Below are 15,721 nucleotides of genomic sequence, written 5' to 3'. Positions count from 1 at the left end.
CGGTGTGTCCACCGGCCCCTCGGGAAAGTCAGGACGCGTACGGCGCGTTCAGCGCTGGACGATGACCTTCGCGCCGACCTTGGCGCGGGTGTAGAGGTCGGCCACGTCGTCGTTGGTCATGCGGATGCAGCCCGAGGACACGGCGGTGCCGATCGTCTCCGGCTCGTTCGAGCCGTGGATGCGGTAGATCGAGTTGCCGAGATACATGGCGCGGGCGCCGAGCGGGTTCTCGATGCCGCCCTTCATGAAGCGCGGCAGATCGGGGCGGCGGCGCAGCATCTCGGCCGGGGGACGCCAATCGGGCCACTCGCGCTTCATGGTGATGGTCTGCACGCCACCCCAGGTGAAGCCCGGGCGGCCGACGCCGACGCCGTAACGCAGGGCCTTGCCGTCGCCGAGCACGTAGTAGAGGCGACGCTCGCCGGTGGAGACCACGATGGTGCCCGGGGCGTAGCCGCCGGCATAGGCGACTTCCTCGCGCTGGATCGCCGACATCTGCGGCACGGCCGAGGACGGAGCCATCGGGTCGGCGACGGGCAGGGAGGCGTTGGCGGTGGGGAGCGCGACGGGCTCGTTCTGCGGCCGCACCCGGATGACCAGGGCGTTATCCAGCGGCTGACGGGTGAGCGGGTCGATCTCGTAGGCGGCGGCGGGCGACGCCCACGCGCCCAGCGCGCAGACGAGCCCGGTCAGGGCGGGGGCGAAACGGCGCATCGGAGCCTCTCAAAGGCGAACGTAGTCTGTGGAGACGACTTGGAAAACTTGACGCACGTTACGGTGCGAAGTGTGCCCAAGACGTAAACGCTCACGCTTCAAAGCCAAGCCGAATTCGCACTGCAACGACGCTTGCCGCCGCGTCGTGATTTCATGGCAACACCGTGGCACCTTGGCCGTGCGGGCGTCCCTCAGACGGCGTCGAGGCCGAGGTCGATGATCGGCGCGCTGTGGGTGATCCAGCCGCACGAGATCAGGTCGACGCCGGAAGCCGCCACCGCGCCCACGGTGTCGCGGTTGATCCGGCCCGAGGCCTCCGCGATGGCCCGCCCGTCGATCATCGCCACCGCCTCCGTGAGCTGCTGCGGGGACATGTTGTCGAGGAGCACCGCGTCGGCCTTCACCGAGAGCGCCTGCGCGAGCTGCTCCAGGGTATCGACCTCCACCTCGATCTTCACGAGGTGGCCGGCATAGGCCCGGGCGCGCGTGATCGCCGGCACGATGCCGCCGGCGACGGCGACGTGGTTGTCCTTGATCAGCACGGCATCGTCGAGACCGTAGCGGTGGTTCGAGCCGCCCCCGGCGCGCACCGCGTGCTTCTCCAGGGCGCGCAGGCCCGGGGTCGTCTTGCGCGTGCAGACGATGCGGGCCTTGCCGTGGGGCCGGGCCGCCTCGACGAGGGAGGCGGTCGCGGTGGCGACGCCGGATAGGCGGCACAGCAGGTTGAGGGCGACGCGCTCGGCCGTGAGGATGGCCCGGGCCGGGCCGGCGAGGCGGATCACCACGTCGCCCGGCTTCACCCGGGTGCCGTCGCCCCGCTCCACCGTGACGGCGACGCTCGGATCGATCAGCCCGAAGGCGATCATCGCGGTGTCGACGCCGGAGATCACCCCGTCCTGGCGGGCGGCGATGACGCCCTCCAGGCGGGCGCTGGCCGGCACGATGGCGTCGGTGGTGATGTCGCCGGCCCGGCCGAGGTCTTCCAGCAACGCCGCGCGGACGATGGGCTCCACCATCAGGCGGGGCAGGGGAGGCAGCTCTGAGGGATCGGACATGGTCCAGCTTCCGGGATGGAGGACGAGGGCCGGCCCCGCCCCTGGGGACCGGACCGGGTTCGCGAGGCTCAGGCGGCGGCGACGGCCCGGCCGGGCGCGACCGCCTCGGCCATCGCCCAGAGGTCGGACAGCGCCAGCTCGGTATGTACCGGCGCCTCCTGGGCGGGATGATCGCTGCGCCAGTGCGCGCCGCGGCTCTCCCGCCGCGACAGGGCCGAGGCCGCGATGGCGAGGCCGGTCAGGGCGACGTCGCAGCCGCCCCGCGCCGCCGGGGCGAGGTGGCGCACGGCCTCGGCGAGACCGTCCGCCGCGCGCACAACGCCCACCTGCCGCTCCATTACGGTGCGCAGGGCGTCGGGGTCGCCCTCGCTTCGGGGCGTCGCGGCCTCGGCGCGGGCCTGGCCCGGGGCCGGGACCGCGGAGGCGGCCTCGGCGATCGCCGGGGCGAAGGCCATCGCTTCGAGCAGCGAGTTGCTGGCGAGCCGGTTGGCGCCGTGCAGCCCGGTCGAGGCGACCTCGCCGCAGGCGAACAGGCCCGGCACGGTGCTGGCGCCGGTCGCGTCCACCTTCACGCCGCCCATGTGGTAGTGCGCGGCCGGCCGGACCGGGATCGCCTGGATTCGCGGATCGATGCCGGCCGCGGCGCAGAGGCCGGCGACCGTGGGAAACCGCGTGGCCATGCGGGCGCCGAGATCGCCGCGACAATCGAGGAAGACCCGCGCGCCGCGGGCCTGCGCCTGGAAGATGCCCCGCGCCACCACGTCCCGCGGGGCGAGATCGCCCCCGGCGATGCCCGCCATGACGGGCGCGCCGGTCTCGTCGATCAGCCGCGCCCCCTCGCCGCGCAGGGCTTCGGTGGCCAGGGGCATCGGATCGGCGCCGGTGGCGATGGCGGTGGGGTGGAACTGCACGAACTCCATGTCGCGCAGCACGGCGCCGGCCCGGACCGCCAGGGCGAGGCCGCGCCCGGTGGCCCCCCGCGGGTTGGTGGTCGAGGCATAGAGCGCCCCGACCCCGCCCGTGGCCAGAACGACGGCGCGGCCCGGCAGGGAGAAGCGCACGCCGTCGCGCTCGCAGACCACGCCGGCCACGGCGCCGCGGACATCCCGCATCAGGTCGCGGGCCGAGGCCACGAGGATGGTGACGGAGGGCGTGCGCGCGACAACCCGGACCAGGGTTTCCAGCACCATCCGGCCGGTGGAATCCCCGCCGGCCCGGACGATGCGGCGGCGGGAGTGTGCCGCCTCGAGGCCGAGGGCGAGGGCGCCGGCGGCGTCCCGGTCGAAGGGGGCCGCGAGGCCGACGAGCCAGTCGATCAGGCCGGGGCCGGCCTCGGCGACGCGCAGGGCCACGTCGGCCTCGGTCAGCCCGGCCCCCGCCGCCACCGTGTCGGCGGCGTGCAGGGCCGGCGCGTCGTCGCTCCCCATGGCGGCGGCGATGCCGCCCTGCGCCCAGCCGGTGGCGGTGCCGAACCCGAGGGGCGCGGCGGTGACCAGGGTGACGGCGCGCGGCGCGAGGCGCAGGGCCGTGGCGAGGCCGGCGATGCCGGCGCCGACCACGATGATCCGGTCCGAGCCCGGAAGCGCGAAGGAGATCGGGGCGTGCGCGTTCATCGCGTCCGCACCGCGAGCATGCGCTCCACCGCCATCCGGGCGCGCTCGGCGAGGGCGGGCTCCACCGTGACCTCCTCCGTCATGGTCTCCAGGGCGTGACGGATGTTCTTCAGGCTCATGCGCTTCATGTGCGGGCACAGGTTGCAGGGCTTGATGAACTCGATGTCCGGATTGGCCGCCGCGATGTTGTCGCCCATGGAGCACTCGGTCACGAGCACCACCTGCTTGGGCCGCTTCTCCAGGACGAAGTTCATCATCATCGCGGTCGAGCCCGAGAAGTCGGCCTCGGCGACCACCTCCGGCGGGCATTCCGGGTGCGTGATGACGGTGACGCCCGGATAGCTCTCGCGCACCTCGCGGATGTCGGCGGGGGTGAACTGCTCGTGCACCTCGCAATGGCCGGCCCAGGTCAGGATCTCGACCTCGGGCACCATCGCCTGGACGTTCTGCGCCAGGAACTCGTCCGGGATCATCAGCACGCGCGGTGCGTTCAGCGAGCGCACCACCTCGACGGCGTTGCCGGAGGTGCAGCACAGGTCGGATTCGGCCTTCACCGCCGCCGAGGTGTTGACGTAGGTGACGATCGGAACGCCCGGGTACTTCGCCCGCAGGCCGCGCACGTCCGCCGCCGTGATCGAGTCGGCCAGGGAGCAGCCGGCCCGGCTGTCGGGGATCAGCACCGTCTTGCCCGGGTTCAGGAGCTTGGCCGTCTCCGCCATGAAGTGGACGCCGGCGAGCACGATGACGTCGGCATCCACGGTCACGGCCTCGCGGGCCAGCGCCAGGCTGTCGCCGACGATGTCCGCCACCGTGTGGAAGATCTCCGGCGCCTGGTAATTGTGGGCCAGGATGACGGCGTTGCGGGTCTTCTTCAGTTCGAGGATCGCGGCGACGTCCTCGGCCAGGGCGGGCCACTCGATCGCCGGCACGTGACGGCTCACGCGGGCGTAGATGTCCGGCAGGGGAAAGCCCGCGGGAAGGCCTCGGGAAGCCGGGCCGATCGGGAGACTGGTCGCCGCCATTGACGCGTCCTCACTTATGCTCAAACTGAGCATTGTGCCGACTAACGTAGGCGGCCCCGATCGCCTTGTCCAGATATACAGGGTTTGAGCATAACGTTTTTGCGATGCGAAAATGACGCTGCACCGCGAATGTCATTCGGGTCCGGCAGGGGGGTCAGGCGGGGCGGCGGACCGGGCGCAGGCGGAAGCCCGGGGCCGGGCGCTCCAGCAGAACCTCGCGGCGGAAGCGCACCAGGCGGGCCGGGCGACCCGTCGCGCCGCTGGTGACGTCGTCGGTTTCCTCCACCAGACCCTGCTGCGCCACGAGGCGGCGGAAGTTCTGCTTGTGCAGGTTGGTGCCGGACAGGGCCTCCACCGTGCGCTGCAGCTGGAAGAGCGTGAAGGTCGGGGGCATCAGCTCGAACACCACCGGGCGGTACTTGATCTTGCCCCGCAGGCGGCCGATCGCGGTGGCGAGCACCCGGCGATGGTCGAGGGCCATGGGCTGGCCGGTGATCGCGAGGTCGTCTTCGCGGGCCTCGCCGGACTGGCCCTGCGCCTCCGGGATCAAGCCGGCCTCGAACAGAAGCTCGTAGCGCTCCAGCACCCGCTCCTCGTTCCAGGCGCCGCCGCAGAGGCCGAAGGTCAGGCCGAGGCGGTCCTCCCGCCGGCGGCGCAGCTTCGGGTCGGGGGCCTGCTCGGCCCAGGCCAGGAGCTGGGTCTCGATCTCGCCGAGGGATTCGGGCCGGCCCTCCCGCCAATCCTCCCAGGGCAGGTAGCGGTACCAGTTGCGCCAGGAGGCCTCCGCCAGTCCGCCGGGACGTACCTCGCGCACCAGGGCGAGATAGGCCACCGACAGGGAGTGCAGGCCGCCGGCATCGTCACCCTGCCGGTCGCGGTCGCCGAAGGTGTAGAGCTGCTCGACGTAGCCGAGGCGCTGGTGGGTCTGGCGCTCGACCCAGGCGCGCAGGCCGCGCTCCAGCGTCGGGTGCTCGGGCACCAGGGGCCCCGCCGGGAGGCCGTCCGAGCGGCCCCTGGCCTGGCCTCCGACCTGGACCGTGAGGGCGCGCGGCTCGCCGTCGGTGGCGGCGACGATGACGGCCACGAGCCCGACGGCGGAGGGATTGGAGAGCGCCCCCTCCGAATCCCGCTGGGTCTCCTCCGCCGTGGTCACGCGCCCCGATCCCCGCCGCTATCCGTCTGGTCCGCCTTGCCTACCCCTGCTCATGGCACATCGCGGCGGCGTGATGAATGTGGAAAAACCGCCGCGGCGCATTCGTCCCAAGGGGGGTATCGGTGCATACGCCCCGAGTCGGGATCGGGGCGGACGCCTCAGGGCTGGCTGCGGGGCAGCGGGCGGGCGGGGTTGCCCACCACCGTGGCGCCCTCGGGAACGTCGCGGGTGACGACGCTGCCGGCGCCGATGATGGCGTGGTCGCCCACGGTGATGCCGGGGAGCAGGATCGCGCCGCCGCCGATCCAGACGTTGCGGCCGATCCGGATCGGGCGGGCGAATTCGAGGCCGGCCTCCCGCGGACCGGGCTCGCGCGGATGGTCCGGCGTGAGAATCTGAACGCCGGGCCCGATCTGGGTGCGGTCGCCGATGCTGACCGGAGCGCAATCGAGGATGACGCAGCCGAAGTTCAGGAAGACGTGGGCGCCCAGGCTGATGTGCAGCCCGTAATCGCAGTGAAACGGCGGCCGGATCACCGCGCCGTCGCCCACCGCGGCGAGGCGTTCGCGCAGGAGGTCGCGGCGGATCGCGGGGGTCTCCGCCAGGGCCGCGTTGTAGCGTTGCATCCAGACCTTGCAGGCATGGCTGTCGGCGTGAAGCTCCGGGTCGTCGGGATCGTAGATCTCGCCGGCGAGCATCTTCTGCTTCTGCGTGCGGTCCATGCGCGGAGCGTGTCCCTGTCTGGCTGGCTGGCGGTCGGGTTCGGGGGTGGCAACGCGACACCGCGCCGGAAAGCTCCGCCCGTGCCGGAGCTTCCGATCGCGGCGGCGCAGCCCTACAGTGCGGCACACCAGCGACGGAACCGGGGAAACGCAGCGTGATCGGACGGGACGAAGCCATCGGACGGGGCCGGCCGGTCGACCTGCGGCTCTACGGCCTCCTCGATACCGGCGTCTCCGGCACCGACGGCGCGCGCCTCGCCGCGATGGCGGCGGAGGCCGTGCAGGGCGGGTGCACGCTCCTGCAGTACCGGGAGAAGGCGATCGCGGATGCCCGGGCGGCCCTGGCCCGCATCCGGGCGATCCACGCGGCGCTGGCGGGCACGGGGGTGCCGCTCCTGATCAACGACCGGGTCGACCTCGCCCTCGCCGCCGGCGTGGAGGGCGTGCATCTCGGGCAGAGCGACCTGCACCCGGCCGAGGCCCGCCGCCTGCTCGGCCGCGAGGCGATCATCGGCCTCACCCTGAAGACCGGCACCCAGGCCGACGAGCTCTACCGCCTGCCGGTGGACTACGCCTGCATCGGCGGGGTGTTCGCGACGACGAGCAAGGACAATCCCGACCCGCCGGTGGGGCTCGACGGCCTCGCCCGCATCGTCTTCCGGGGGCGCCTCGCCCGCGGCGCCGCCTTCCCCCTCGGGGCGATCGCCGGCATCGATTCCAGCAACGCGGCGGCCGTCATCGAGGCCGGGGCCGACGGGATCGCGGTGATCTCCTCGCTCTTTTCCGGCGAGTCGGTGGCCGGGCGCGCCCGCGACCTGCGCTTCCGGGTCGATTCGGCCCTCGCCGCGCGGGGCGTCGCGGCCTAAGCTGCGGAAAACGCCGGGATCTCCAAGCCATGACCTTCATCGCCGTCACCATCGCGGGATCCGATTCGAGCGGCGGGGCCGGCATCCAGGCCGACCTGAAGACCTTCGCGGCCCTGCGGGTCTACGGGGCGAGCGTCGTCACCGCCCTGACCGCGCAGAACACCCGCGGCGTCCAGGCCATCCACGACGTGCCGGCCGATTTCGTGACGGCGCAGATCGACAGCGTGTTCTCCGACCTCGCCGTCGGGGCGGTGAAGATCGGGATGCTGTCGCAGGTGGCCACAATCGAGGCGGTGGCGGCCGGCCTCGCCCGCCACGCGGGCCGGATCCCGATCGTGCTCGATCCCGTGATGGTGGCGACCTCGGGCGACCGGCTGATCTCGGAGGCCGCGGTGGAGGCCCTGCGCCGCCACCTCCTGCCGCTGGCCGACCTCGTCACCCCCAATCTGCCGGAGACCGCGACCCTGATCGGCGAACCCACCGCCGAGACCGAGAACGCCGCCGTGGCCCAGGGGCGCCGCCTCCTCGCCATCGGGGCCAGGGCCGTCCTGGTGAAGGGCGGCCACGGCGAGGGCGACGAGAGCGTCGACCACCTGATGCGCGGCGACGGCACGCTCCGGCGCTTCGCCGCCCCGCGCATCCGCACCCGCAACACCCACGGAACCGGCTGCACCCTGTCGTCGGCCGTGGCGGCGGGCCTCGCCCGGGGCCTGCCGATGGTCGAGGCGGTCGCGCAGGCCAAGCGCTACGTCTCCGCCGCCATCGCGGGGGCGGACGGTGTTCCCGTCGGGCACGGCCACGGCCCGGTGCACCATTTCCATGCCCTCTGGGTCTGACCGCGCCTTGCGTCGCCCCGCCGTTTGCGTTTGAAGTACCGCACAAGCGTCCGGTTAACGGAACGGACGCGCGGATCTCGGAACAGATGGACGACCAGGTGACGACGCCCGAGCGCGGGCGGCAGCGGGACATACTTACCGGGGCGCAGGTGCTCTCCGGGCAGCTCGGCAAGACGATCCAGCGCCTGCGCAAGGCCTACAACCTGTCGCTGTCGGAGCTGGCCGAGCAGTCCGGGGTGGCCAAGTCGATCATCAGCCAGATCGAGCGCAACGAGACCAACCCGACCCTGGCCACCATCTGGCGCCTGAGCCAGGCCCTCGACGTCTCGATCGAGCGGGTGCTCGCGACGAGCGACGAGGAGCCCTTCATCGAGAAGACCTCCCGCGCCGATACGCCGATCCTGGTCTCGGACGACGGCAGGGTCCGCCTCGCCATCATCGGCTGGATCAAGACCGTCGAGTGGCTGCAATGGTACGACCTCACCGCCGATCCGGGCGGCGTGCTCGATTCCGACCCGCACCAGCGCGGCTCGGTGGAATCGCTGACGGTGACGTCGGGGCTGCTCGAGGTCGAGGTCGCGGGCACCGTCCAGCGCGCCCGGGCCGGCGAGACCCTGCGCTACCGCTGCGACCGGCCGCACACCGTGCGCTGCGTCGGGCCGGAGCCGGCCAAGGCCATCATGGTCGTCATCATGAAGGCGGCCGTGATGGAATGAGGCCGGGAGGGCGTCGGCCCCGCGAGCCTCAGCGGCCGGAATTCACCCAGGCCACCATCTCGCCCAGCACCCGCGCCAGCGCGGCATCGAGGCCCACGGCGGCGGTGCCGGCATCGACCTTCTGCACCGGCACGCGGGCGGTGAAGATCCGCGCCGCGATCACCTTGCCCGTGCCCTCCGCGATGATCTTGGCGGAGATGTCGACCACCGCCTCGCCGGAACCGGCGGCGATGTCGAAGGCCCGGATCTCGCTGATGAGCTGGTAGTCGGACACGATCTTGTCGCCCGGGCGGCTCACCGACTTCAGGCGGCCGGAATTCTCCAGGCTCTGGATCAGCCGCGTCTGGATCAGGCGCGGCAGGCGGTCGGCCCATTGGCCGCCGCCGAGGAAGGACAGGGCTCCGCCCGGCTCGCGCACGATGATGCGGTCCGCCTCGAAGGGCTGGATGCCCACGGGCTCGGCCACGCTGAACGACCGAGCCGCGCCGACGGCCCGCCCGCTGGGGGGCAGCGCGGCGAGATCGAAGGTGAGCGGCACCGCGCCGCCGCCGCAGCCGCCGAGGCCGGTGGCGAGAAGCATCGCGACGAGCGCGGGGGCCGTCTGGTGAAGTGTCATACGCATTCCGGAAACCCGTCGCCGCACTGACGCACAGCGTGGCGGTAAACTAACTCAAGTCCGGAATGTTGCCGTGCGCCGCAGCACGCATGGCCGGGGAGCGGTTGCTTCAACGACCACCGTTGTATTCCGGCAACGATGGCTTGCCGCCGAAGATGACCTGCGACGGATCCCGCTCGAGGCTCTTCACCGTGCGGTTCAGGGTGTTGAGCGTGCGCTGGCCGTCGGTCGAGAGCGCCTCCACCTCGCGCCGTCCGGTGCCGCTCAGGCGGTTGAAGCTGGTGGCGATGTTCGAGGTCCGCTTGTCGAGGTTCTCGGAGAGGGTCCGGAAGGCCCGCCCGGCGTCGCGGACGGAGATCGCCGCCTCGCGCACCTCGGTGAAGGTGCTGGTGCCGGCCGAGCCGGAGGCCGAGCCGAGGAAGCCCTCGGCCCCCTTCAGGACGGCATCGACGCGGTCGGCGGAGGCGTTGAGCTTGGCCGCCAGGGACCGGGCGTCCTTGAGGGCGCCCTCGATGTCCGGGCTCCCGGCGGCGAGGGCGCTCGAAAACCGCTCGGCATTGTCGATCACGCGATTCAGCTTCTGGCCGTCGATCGCCTTCACGAGGCCGCTCACCGCCGGCCCGGCCTCCGCGAGGGTCTTCGAGAAGGTTTCCACGTTGGCCAGGGTCCGGGTGATCGCGCCCTCGTTGCCGGCCACCACCTTGTCGAGGCGCTGGAGCACGTCGTCGGCGCGCTGGGCGATCTGCTTGGCCGCCGCCATCATGTCCTGGATGTCGGAGCTGTCGGCGAAGATCGTCGGCATCTGGTCGCCCGAGCCCGGCGTCAGGGCCGGGGCGTCGGCGTTGCCGCCCGACAGGGAGATCGTCGAGACGCCGGTGAGCATCGCCGAATCGAGGCGGGCGCGGGTGTCGGCGCGCAGGGGCGTGGTGCGCTCGACCTCCACGATGGCGACGACGCGGCGCGGGTCCTGCGGCAGCAGGCGCACGTCCATGACCTCGCCGACCTTGATGCCGTTGAAGGCCACGGTCGAGCCCTTGGCGAGCCCGCCGACGCTGCCGGAGAACACGATGCGCACGGCCTGCCGGACCTGGCTCCGGGACCCGCCCTGCAGCCAGAACACGAAGCCGAAGGCCGCCACCAGGACCGCGAGGGTGAAGGCGCCGATCAGCGCGTAATTCGCACGAGTCTCCATCGGATCAGCAATACCTTGACGGGGTGGGGCGCGGGCGGTGCGCGGCGGCACGCCATGGGCGGCGGGCGTCAGGCCGGCGCATGAGACGTGCCGGGCGAGACGACCGCGCGCCCGCGCTTGCCGTGGAAGTAGGCGCGCAGCCAGGGATGGTCGCTCGCGAGCATCTCCGCGATCGTGCCCTGCGCGATGATCTGGCCATCGCCCAGGGCCGCGATGCGGTCGCAGGCGGTGTAGAGGCTGTCGAGGTCGTGGGTGACCATGAAGACGGTGAGGCCCAGCGTCTGCTTCAGGGTCGCCACGAGCTCGTCGAACTCCCCGGCGCCGATCGGGTCGAGGCCCGAGGTCGGCTCGTCGAGGAACAGGATCTCGGGGTCGAGGGCGAGGGAGCGGGCGAGGGCCGCGCGCTTGATCATGCCGCCGGAGAGTTCGGAGGGCAGCTTGTCGGCGGCATCCGGCTTCAGCCCGACCATCTCGATCTTCAGGCGGGCGAACTCGTCGAGGAGGCGGTCGGACAGGTTCAGATGCTCGCGCATCGGCATCTGGATGTTCTGCTTGACGGTGAGCGCCGAGAACAGCGCGCCCTGCTGGAAGAGCACGCCCCAGCGCTGCTCGATCTGGCGCCGCCGGGTCACGGTGAGGCCGTCCACGTCCTCGCCGAACACCTCGATGGTGCCGGCCCGCTTCGGCACGAGGCCGAGGATCGTCCGGGTCAGGACCGACTTGCCCTGGCCGGAGGGGCCGACGAAGCCCAGGATCTCGCCGCGCCGGATGTCGAGGTTCAGCCCCTTCATCACGATCTTGCTGCCGAAGCCGACCACGAGATCGCGCACGCGGATGATCGGCTCCGGCGCGACCGCGGGCGCCGGATGGCTGAGGCTCGTCTGCGGGTGCGGGGCGGACACGTTCGGGCCGAGCCTCAGAAATCGATCGCAGCGAAGAAGACGGCGAACAATCCGTCGAGGACGATCACCATGAAGATAGACTTGACGACTGAGGCCGTGACGTGGCGGCCCAGGGACTCGGCCGAGCCCTCCACGGCGAAGCCCTCGATGGTCGCGATGATGCCGATGATGAGCGCCATGAACGGCGCCTTGATCAGCCCCACCGCCACGTGGTGCAGCGAGACCGCGGCCTGCAGGCGTGCCAGGAAGGCGTCGACGGTCATGCCGCCGTAGAGCGAGGCGGTGAGGCCGCCGCCGGCCAGGGCCGCCAGGGAGGCGAGGAAGGTCAGGATCGGCAGGCCGATCACCAGGGCGAGGATGCGCGGGACGATCAGGATCTCGATGGGATCGAGGCCCATGACCCGCAGGGCGTCGACCTCCTCGCGCATCCGCATCGAGCCGATCTCGGCCGTGAAGGCCGAGCCGGAGCGCCCCGCCACCATGATCGAGGTGAGCAGCACGCCGAGTTCGCGCAGGATCAGGAGCCCGATCAGGTTCACGACGAAGCTCTGGGCGCCGAAGCGCTGGAGCTGGAAGATGCCCTGCTGGGCGACGATGCCGCCCACGAGGAACGAGATCAGCACGATGATCGGCACGCCCCGGAAGGCGACCTGCTCGATCTGGTTGACGAGGGCGGTTCCCCGGAAGGTGCCGGGGCGGGCCGCGACCCGGATGCAGGCGGTGACGACCTCGCCGAAGAAGGCGAGCCCAGTGACGAAATCCGACTTCGCGCCGACCACGCGCCGCCCGAGATCGTCGAGGAAGCCGAAGAGGCGGCCGCGCCGGGGCGGCGGCGGTTCGGCGGGGCGCAGCTTCACCTCGCTCAGAAGGATGCGGTGCTCGGGCGTCGCGCCCGCATAGGCCAGGCGCCCGCCGGCGGCCTCGATCTCCGCGCGGGTCCGCTCCAGCACCCAGGCGCCGAGGGTGTCCAGGCGGGCGACCCCGCTGAGATCGACGAGGAGGGCCGTGCCGGCGGCGCTGCCGGCGATGCGCGCGGCGGCGACCTCCACGGCCGCGCCCTGGTCGGCGGTCCAGCGTCCGGACAGGCCGACGCGACCGCCCGCGAGGATCGCGGCGTCGGCAGCTTCCGGAAGGGTCCTGATCTCGGCTCTAGCCAATGACGCCGCACTCCATGCCGCGGTCACGGTACACCGATCCGGGTTACCGGACGGTCAAGGTTAATCGGGTTGTCCTGCCCCCTGACCCACAATCGTGGTGCTGTGAAGGCTGAACGCGCGGGCGGCCTGCGCGGCGCGTGCCGCGAGGCACAAGCCGAGGCCGGCCAGGGGCACCATCAACACGAAGGCGAGAGGCCCGCCCCCGGCCTGGTAGGCGGCGCCGGTCATCAGGGTGGCGCTGGCCGAGGCGAGGGCGCCCGCGGAACTGACCGTGCCCTGGGCCCGCCCGCGGGCGCCGTCCGGGGCGAAGCGCGACACCGCCGCCATGGCGCCGAGCTGCGTCGCCCCGAAGGTGAGGCCGTGCAGGACCTGGAGGACGATCACCGCCCCGAGGCGATCCCCGAACGCGGCCATGCCGAACGCCCGCAGGAGGGCGGCACCGCCGCCGAGGCCGAGCAGGACGAAGGGGTTGCGCCAGCGCGCGGGCAGGCGGCCGACCACGGCGAAGAGCAGGATCTCGGAGGCGACGCCGATGGCCCAGAGGGTGCCGATCCACGCAGGGGCGATGCCGTGGGTGCTCCAGTGGATGCTCCCGAAGGCGTAGATCGCCGCGTGGCTCGACTGGATCAGGGCCGCCGCCCCGATCGAGAACCACAGGACGCGGGGCAGGGCGGGCCGGCCGGCCTCGGGGTGGCGGGGCGGGACCGGGGGCGCGTCGATGCGGGCCGCCGCCACGACCCCGGCGGCGATCAGCGCCAGCACGGTGAGGAGGAGGGGCACGGCGAGGCGCTCGCCCATCGCCCCGAGGGCGGCGCCGCCGGCGAAGTTGGCGAGGAGGAAGCCGATGGAACCGGCCATCCGGATCCGCGCGTAGTCGAGCCGGCGGCTCCGGCGCACGGCCCCCAGGGTGAGGTAGTCGATGCTGGGCACCAGGGGGGCGGCCGCGACGGCATTCAGCGCGATGAGGAGGGCGAGCACGGGCCAGCCGAGGGCGGCGCCCGTGGGCATCAGCCCGTAGGTTCCGGCCAGGACCAAGCTGCCGGCGAGCAGGATCCGCGGCGCGGCGATCCCCCGGTCGATCAGCCCAACCAGGGGGGCGGTGGCGACGATGCGGATCGCGATCGGCAGGGCCAGCAGGGCGCCGATGACGGCCGCGTCGAGCCCGAGGGCGTTGAGCCAGACCGGCATGAACGGCATGGCGATGCCGATCTCGACGAAGACGACGGCGTAGAGCACCGAGAGCCGAAAGGCGTTCGGCTCCGGGGGAGCAGGAGAAGGGTCAGACACAGCGACCGGACTGGGACGAGGGGGGCCTGTGGGAACGTCGCGTCAGGCGGACGCTGCGTAAAGCCGGCGTTAAAACGATCCTGTCAACCTGAGACGGCTTGGACCCGGCCATCGCGTGCCGGCCCCCGCGGCCAAGGACACGTACTTGATGTCGAGTTCCCATTCGCTGACGTCCCTCGACATCTCGGAATACGATCGCATCGAAGCGGCGATGACCGAGAGCGAGCGCGGTCGCTGGTTCCTCGACGCCTATCTCCGCCGCAACCGCACCAGCGACACCGGGATCCTCCTCGACGCGATCGCCCGCCTGGAGAGCGTGGTCACCCGCGATCGCGAGAGCAGCCAGATGGGGCGCGTGCGCGGCGACCTCATGGACATGGCCCACGCCATCGCCCGCACGAAGGCCGAGATCGCCGCCATCAACGCACCCGAGCAGGATCAGAGCCGGCTCGGCGGCGCCTCCGCGGCCCTCGACGCCATCGTGCGCTCCACCGAGAACGCGACCTCCGATATCCTCAGCGCCGCCGAGCACGTGCAGGAGGCCGCCTGGACCCTGCGGGAATCCGGCTCCGACGCCGCGATCTGCGACGAGCTCGACCGGCGCGCCACCGCCATCTACACCGCCTGCTCGTTCCAGGACCTCACCGCCCAGCGCACGGCGCGCATCATCCACACCCTGCGCTACCTCGAGGAGCGCCTCGCCGCCATGATGGCGATCTGGGGCGATGCCCTCGATCCGGTCCCGGCGGGCCCCGGGGGGTCGAGCGCGCCGGAGGTTCAGGCCGATCTCTGCCAGAGCGACGTCGACCGCTACATCGACATGGACGGATCGTCCGCGGAGCCGGTGCCGCCCGTGGCCTTCGCCCGGGCGCCGCTGTCGGACGACCCGTCCGCCGAGGACGACATCGTCTTCCTGGAGGCGACCGACGCCCTGGCGGACAGCGCCTCCGCGACGGCGCCCCCGGAGGCGTCCGCGCGCGCGGACGACCCGCACGCCGAGGACGCGCCCTCGCCCGGCGAGGCCGCCTTCGCTGTCTCCGAAGCGGCCGAGCCCGCGGCCCCGGATGCGGCCGAGGCGATGGTCGCGCCGGAGGAGCCCGAGGCCGAGCCGAGCCCGACGGGTGAAGACGAGGCCGATCCGGCCGGGGATCTGCCCGAGACGCTGCCGACGGCGACGATCCGGGTCTCGGAGCAGGCGCAGACCGACATCGCGACGGCCTTCGCCGAGATCGATGCGCTGTCCGAGGACGAGAAGCGCGCGCTCTTCTCCTGAGGACCGAACCCGTGAGCGGCGCGGGGTCGCGCCGTCCACGGAAGGAGGCGCGCGGCTGCGGCGCGGCTGCTACAACGCCGCCATGCCCGCCCTCATGCCCGCCGCCCAAACCCTGCACCTGCTGAAGCTCTGCGTCGGTCCCGCCAGCATCGGCGATCTCGAGGCGCGCATCGCCCACACCCGCGCGGCGGCGCTGCGCGAGGGGCGCGATCCCGCCCCGGTGCACACCACCCGCATGGTGCCGACCCGCGCCGCCGAGATCGTCGGGCGCGGCTCGATCTACTGGGTCATCAAGGGCACGCTGCTGTGCCGCCAGTCCATCACCGCCATCACGCCGTTCACGGATGCGGACGGGATCGGCCGCTGCCGGCTGATCCTGCAGCCCGACGTCACCGCCGTGTCGCCGCGTCCCTGCCGGCCGTTCCAGGGCTGGCGCTACCTGAAGGCGGAGGATGCGCCGGCCGACCTCGACGCCCGCACGGCGGGCGGGCTCGCCGAGATGCCGGAATCCCTGCGCCGCGAACTCGCCGGCCTCGGCCTGATCTGACGCGCGCCGGTCCGCGACGGAAAAACCCCCGCCCTCCGGGGGGAGGGCGG

General features: G+C 72.4%; 16 protein-coding genes. 5 read left to right on the top strand and 11 right to left on the bottom strand.

The features are described 5' to 3' along the window. Positions 1–48 precede the first annotated feature (48 nt). From ASG51_RS18825 to ASG51_RS18800, 6 genes are all read right to left on the bottom strand, one after another. Positions 49–714, bottom strand: a complete 666-nt coding sequence (locus ASG51_RS18825) for a L,D-transpeptidase (protein WP_056217160.1) — start codon at positions 712–714, stop codon at positions 49–51. A 191-nt stretch (positions 715–905) separates the two neighbouring features. Next, positions 906–1,769 (bottom strand): carboxylating nicotinate-nucleotide diphosphorylase, encoded by an 864-nt coding sequence (gene nadC, locus ASG51_RS18820; RefSeq protein WP_056269696.1) that lies wholly within the window; start codon positions 1,767–1,769, stop codon positions 906–908. A gap of 68 nt (positions 1,770–1,837) precedes the next feature. Next, positions 1,838–3,382 carry an L-aspartate oxidase gene (locus ASG51_RS18815; RefSeq protein ID WP_056382432.1) on the bottom strand — a complete coding sequence of 515 codons (1,545 nt, stop codon included), beginning with the start codon at positions 3,380–3,382 and terminating at the stop codon, positions 1,838–1,840. Further along, positions 3,379–4,404 carry a quinolinate synthase NadA gene (nadA, locus tag ASG51_RS18810; RefSeq protein ID WP_056269690.1) on the bottom strand — a complete coding sequence of 342 codons (1,026 nt, stop codon included), beginning with the start codon at positions 4,402–4,404 and terminating at the stop codon, positions 3,379–3,381. The genes ASG51_RS18815 and nadA overlap by 4 nt, the downstream gene beginning before the upstream one ends. A gap of 154 nt (positions 4,405–4,558) precedes the next feature. Continuing rightward, positions 4,559–5,557 (bottom strand): hypothetical protein, encoded by a 999-nt coding sequence (locus tag ASG51_RS18805; protein ID WP_056217172.1) that lies wholly within the window; start codon positions 5,555–5,557, stop codon positions 4,559–4,561. A gap of 158 nt (positions 5,558–5,715) precedes the next feature. After that, a complete protein-coding gene (locus tag ASG51_RS18800; protein ID WP_056382429.1) occupies positions 5,716–6,279 on the bottom strand; it encodes a sugar O-acetyltransferase in 564 nt (187 codons plus the stop codon). 155 nt (positions 6,280–6,434) lie between these two features. Here ASG51_RS18800 and thiE point away from each other — a divergent pair, with 155 nt between their 5' ends. From thiE to ASG51_RS18785, 3 genes are all read left to right on the top strand, one after another. Further along, positions 6,435–7,145: a thiamine phosphate synthase gene (thiE, locus tag ASG51_RS18795; RefSeq protein WP_056382427.1), complete on the top strand. Its 711-nt coding sequence runs from the start codon at positions 6,435–6,437 to the stop codon at positions 7,143–7,145. 29 nt (positions 7,146–7,174) lie between these two features. Further along, positions 7,175–7,981: a bifunctional hydroxymethylpyrimidine kinase/phosphomethylpyrimidine kinase gene (gene thiD, locus ASG51_RS18790; protein WP_056217182.1), complete on the top strand. Its 807-nt coding sequence runs from the start codon at positions 7,175–7,177 to the stop codon at positions 7,979–7,981. 86 nt (positions 7,982–8,067) lie between these two features. Beyond that, positions 8,068–8,697, top strand: a complete 630-nt coding sequence (locus ASG51_RS18785) for an XRE family transcriptional regulator (RefSeq protein ID WP_056382424.1) — start codon at positions 8,068–8,070, stop codon at positions 8,695–8,697. A gap of 28 nt (positions 8,698–8,725) precedes the next feature. Here the strand turns inward: ASG51_RS18785 and ASG51_RS18780 are convergent, their stop codons facing one another. From ASG51_RS18780 to ASG51_RS18760, 5 genes are all read right to left on the bottom strand, one after another. Beyond that, the gene (locus tag ASG51_RS18780; RefSeq protein ID WP_244476276.1) at positions 8,726–9,313 is read right to left on the bottom strand and encodes an ABC-type transport auxiliary lipoprotein family protein; all 588 of its coding nucleotides are present in this window, start codon (positions 9,311–9,313) and stop codon (positions 8,726–8,728) included. Between the two features lie 109 nt (positions 9,314–9,422). Then, entirely contained in the window at positions 9,423–10,505 is a 1,083-nt protein-coding gene (locus tag ASG51_RS18775) for an MlaD family protein (protein WP_056217193.1), read from the bottom strand. A 68-nt stretch (positions 10,506–10,573) separates the two neighbouring features. Next, on the bottom strand, positions 10,574–11,296 hold the full coding sequence (locus tag ASG51_RS18770) for an ABC transporter ATP-binding protein (RefSeq protein ID WP_347379762.1): 723 nt from the start codon (positions 11,294–11,296) through the stop codon (positions 10,574–10,576). Positions 11,297–11,421: 125 nt separating this feature from the next. Continuing rightward, entirely contained in the window at positions 11,422–12,564 is a 1,143-nt protein-coding gene (locus ASG51_RS18765; protein WP_056217196.1) for an MlaE family lipid ABC transporter permease subunit, read from the bottom strand. A gap of 60 nt (positions 12,565–12,624) precedes the next feature. After that, positions 12,625–13,851 (bottom strand): MFS transporter, encoded by a 1,227-nt coding sequence (locus ASG51_RS18760; RefSeq protein WP_082514120.1) that lies wholly within the window; start codon positions 13,849–13,851, stop codon positions 12,625–12,627. Between the two features lie 148 nt (positions 13,852–13,999). Between ASG51_RS18760 and ASG51_RS18755 the strand changes: the two genes are divergently transcribed. Next, a complete protein-coding gene (locus ASG51_RS18755) occupies positions 14,000–15,124 on the top strand; it encodes a hypothetical protein (RefSeq protein WP_056382423.1) in 1,125 nt (374 codons plus the stop codon). Positions 15,125–15,206: 82 nt separating this feature from the next. After that, positions 15,207–15,671 carry a DUF1489 domain-containing protein gene (locus ASG51_RS18750; protein ID WP_244480196.1) on the top strand — a complete coding sequence of 155 codons (465 nt, stop codon included), beginning with the start codon at positions 15,207–15,209 and terminating at the stop codon, positions 15,669–15,671. Positions 15,672–15,721 lie beyond the last annotated feature (50 nt).

The sequence above is a fragment of the Methylobacterium sp. Leaf465 genome (assembly GCF_001424705.1).
In the GTDB taxonomy this organism is placed as follows: Bacteria; Pseudomonadota; Alphaproteobacteria; order Rhizobiales; family Beijerinckiaceae; genus Methylobacterium.
The sequence above is the reverse complement of the archived record's forward strand: the minus strand, read 5'-3'. Positions and strand labels throughout refer to the sequence as shown.

What these genes read in the sequence shown, in the direction of transcription:
- ASG51_RS18770 (WP_347379762.1), bottom strand. Translation starts at nt 11,296, where the DNA reads ATGAAGGGGCTGAACCTCGACATCCGGCGCGGCGAGATCCTGGGCTTC.
- nadC (WP_056269696.1), bottom strand. Translation starts at nt 1,769, where the DNA reads ATGTCCGATCCCTCAGAGCTGCCTCCCCTGCCCCGCCTGATGGTGGAG.
- ASG51_RS18750 (WP_244480196.1), top strand. Translation starts at nt 15,207, where the DNA reads ATGCCCGCCCTCATGCCCGCCGCCCAAACCCTGCACCTGCTGAAGCTC.
- ASG51_RS18755 (WP_056382423.1), top strand. Translation starts at nt 14,000, where the DNA reads ATGTCGAGTTCCCATTCGCTGACGTCCCTCGACATCTCGGAATACGAT.
- ASG51_RS18785 (WP_056382424.1), top strand. Translation starts at nt 8,068, where the DNA reads ATGGACGACCAGGTGACGACGCCCGAGCGCGGGCGGCAGCGGGACATA.
- ASG51_RS18825 (WP_056217160.1), bottom strand. Translation starts at nt 714, where the DNA reads ATGCGCCGTTTCGCCCCCGCCCTGACCGGGCTCGTCTGCGCGCTGGGC.
- ASG51_RS18775 (WP_056217193.1), bottom strand. Translation starts at nt 10,505, where the DNA reads ATGGAGACTCGTGCGAATTACGCGCTGATCGGCGCCTTCACCCTCGCG.
- thiD (WP_056217182.1), top strand. Translation starts at nt 7,175, where the DNA reads ATGACCTTCATCGCCGTCACCATCGCGGGATCCGATTCGAGCGGCGGG.
- ASG51_RS18815 (WP_056382432.1), bottom strand. Translation starts at nt 3,382, where the DNA reads ATGAACGCGCACGCCCCGATCTCCTTCGCGCTTCCGGGCTCGGACCGG.
- ASG51_RS18800 (WP_056382429.1), bottom strand. Translation starts at nt 6,279, where the DNA reads ATGGACCGCACGCAGAAGCAGAAGATGCTCGCCGGCGAGATCTACGAT.
- ASG51_RS18780 (WP_244476276.1), bottom strand. Translation starts at nt 9,313, where the DNA reads ATGACACTTCACCAGACGGCCCCCGCGCTCGTCGCGATGCTTCTCGCC.
- nadA (WP_056269690.1), bottom strand. Translation starts at nt 4,404, where the DNA reads ATGGCGGCGACCAGTCTCCCGATCGGCCCGGCTTCCCGAGGCCTTCCC.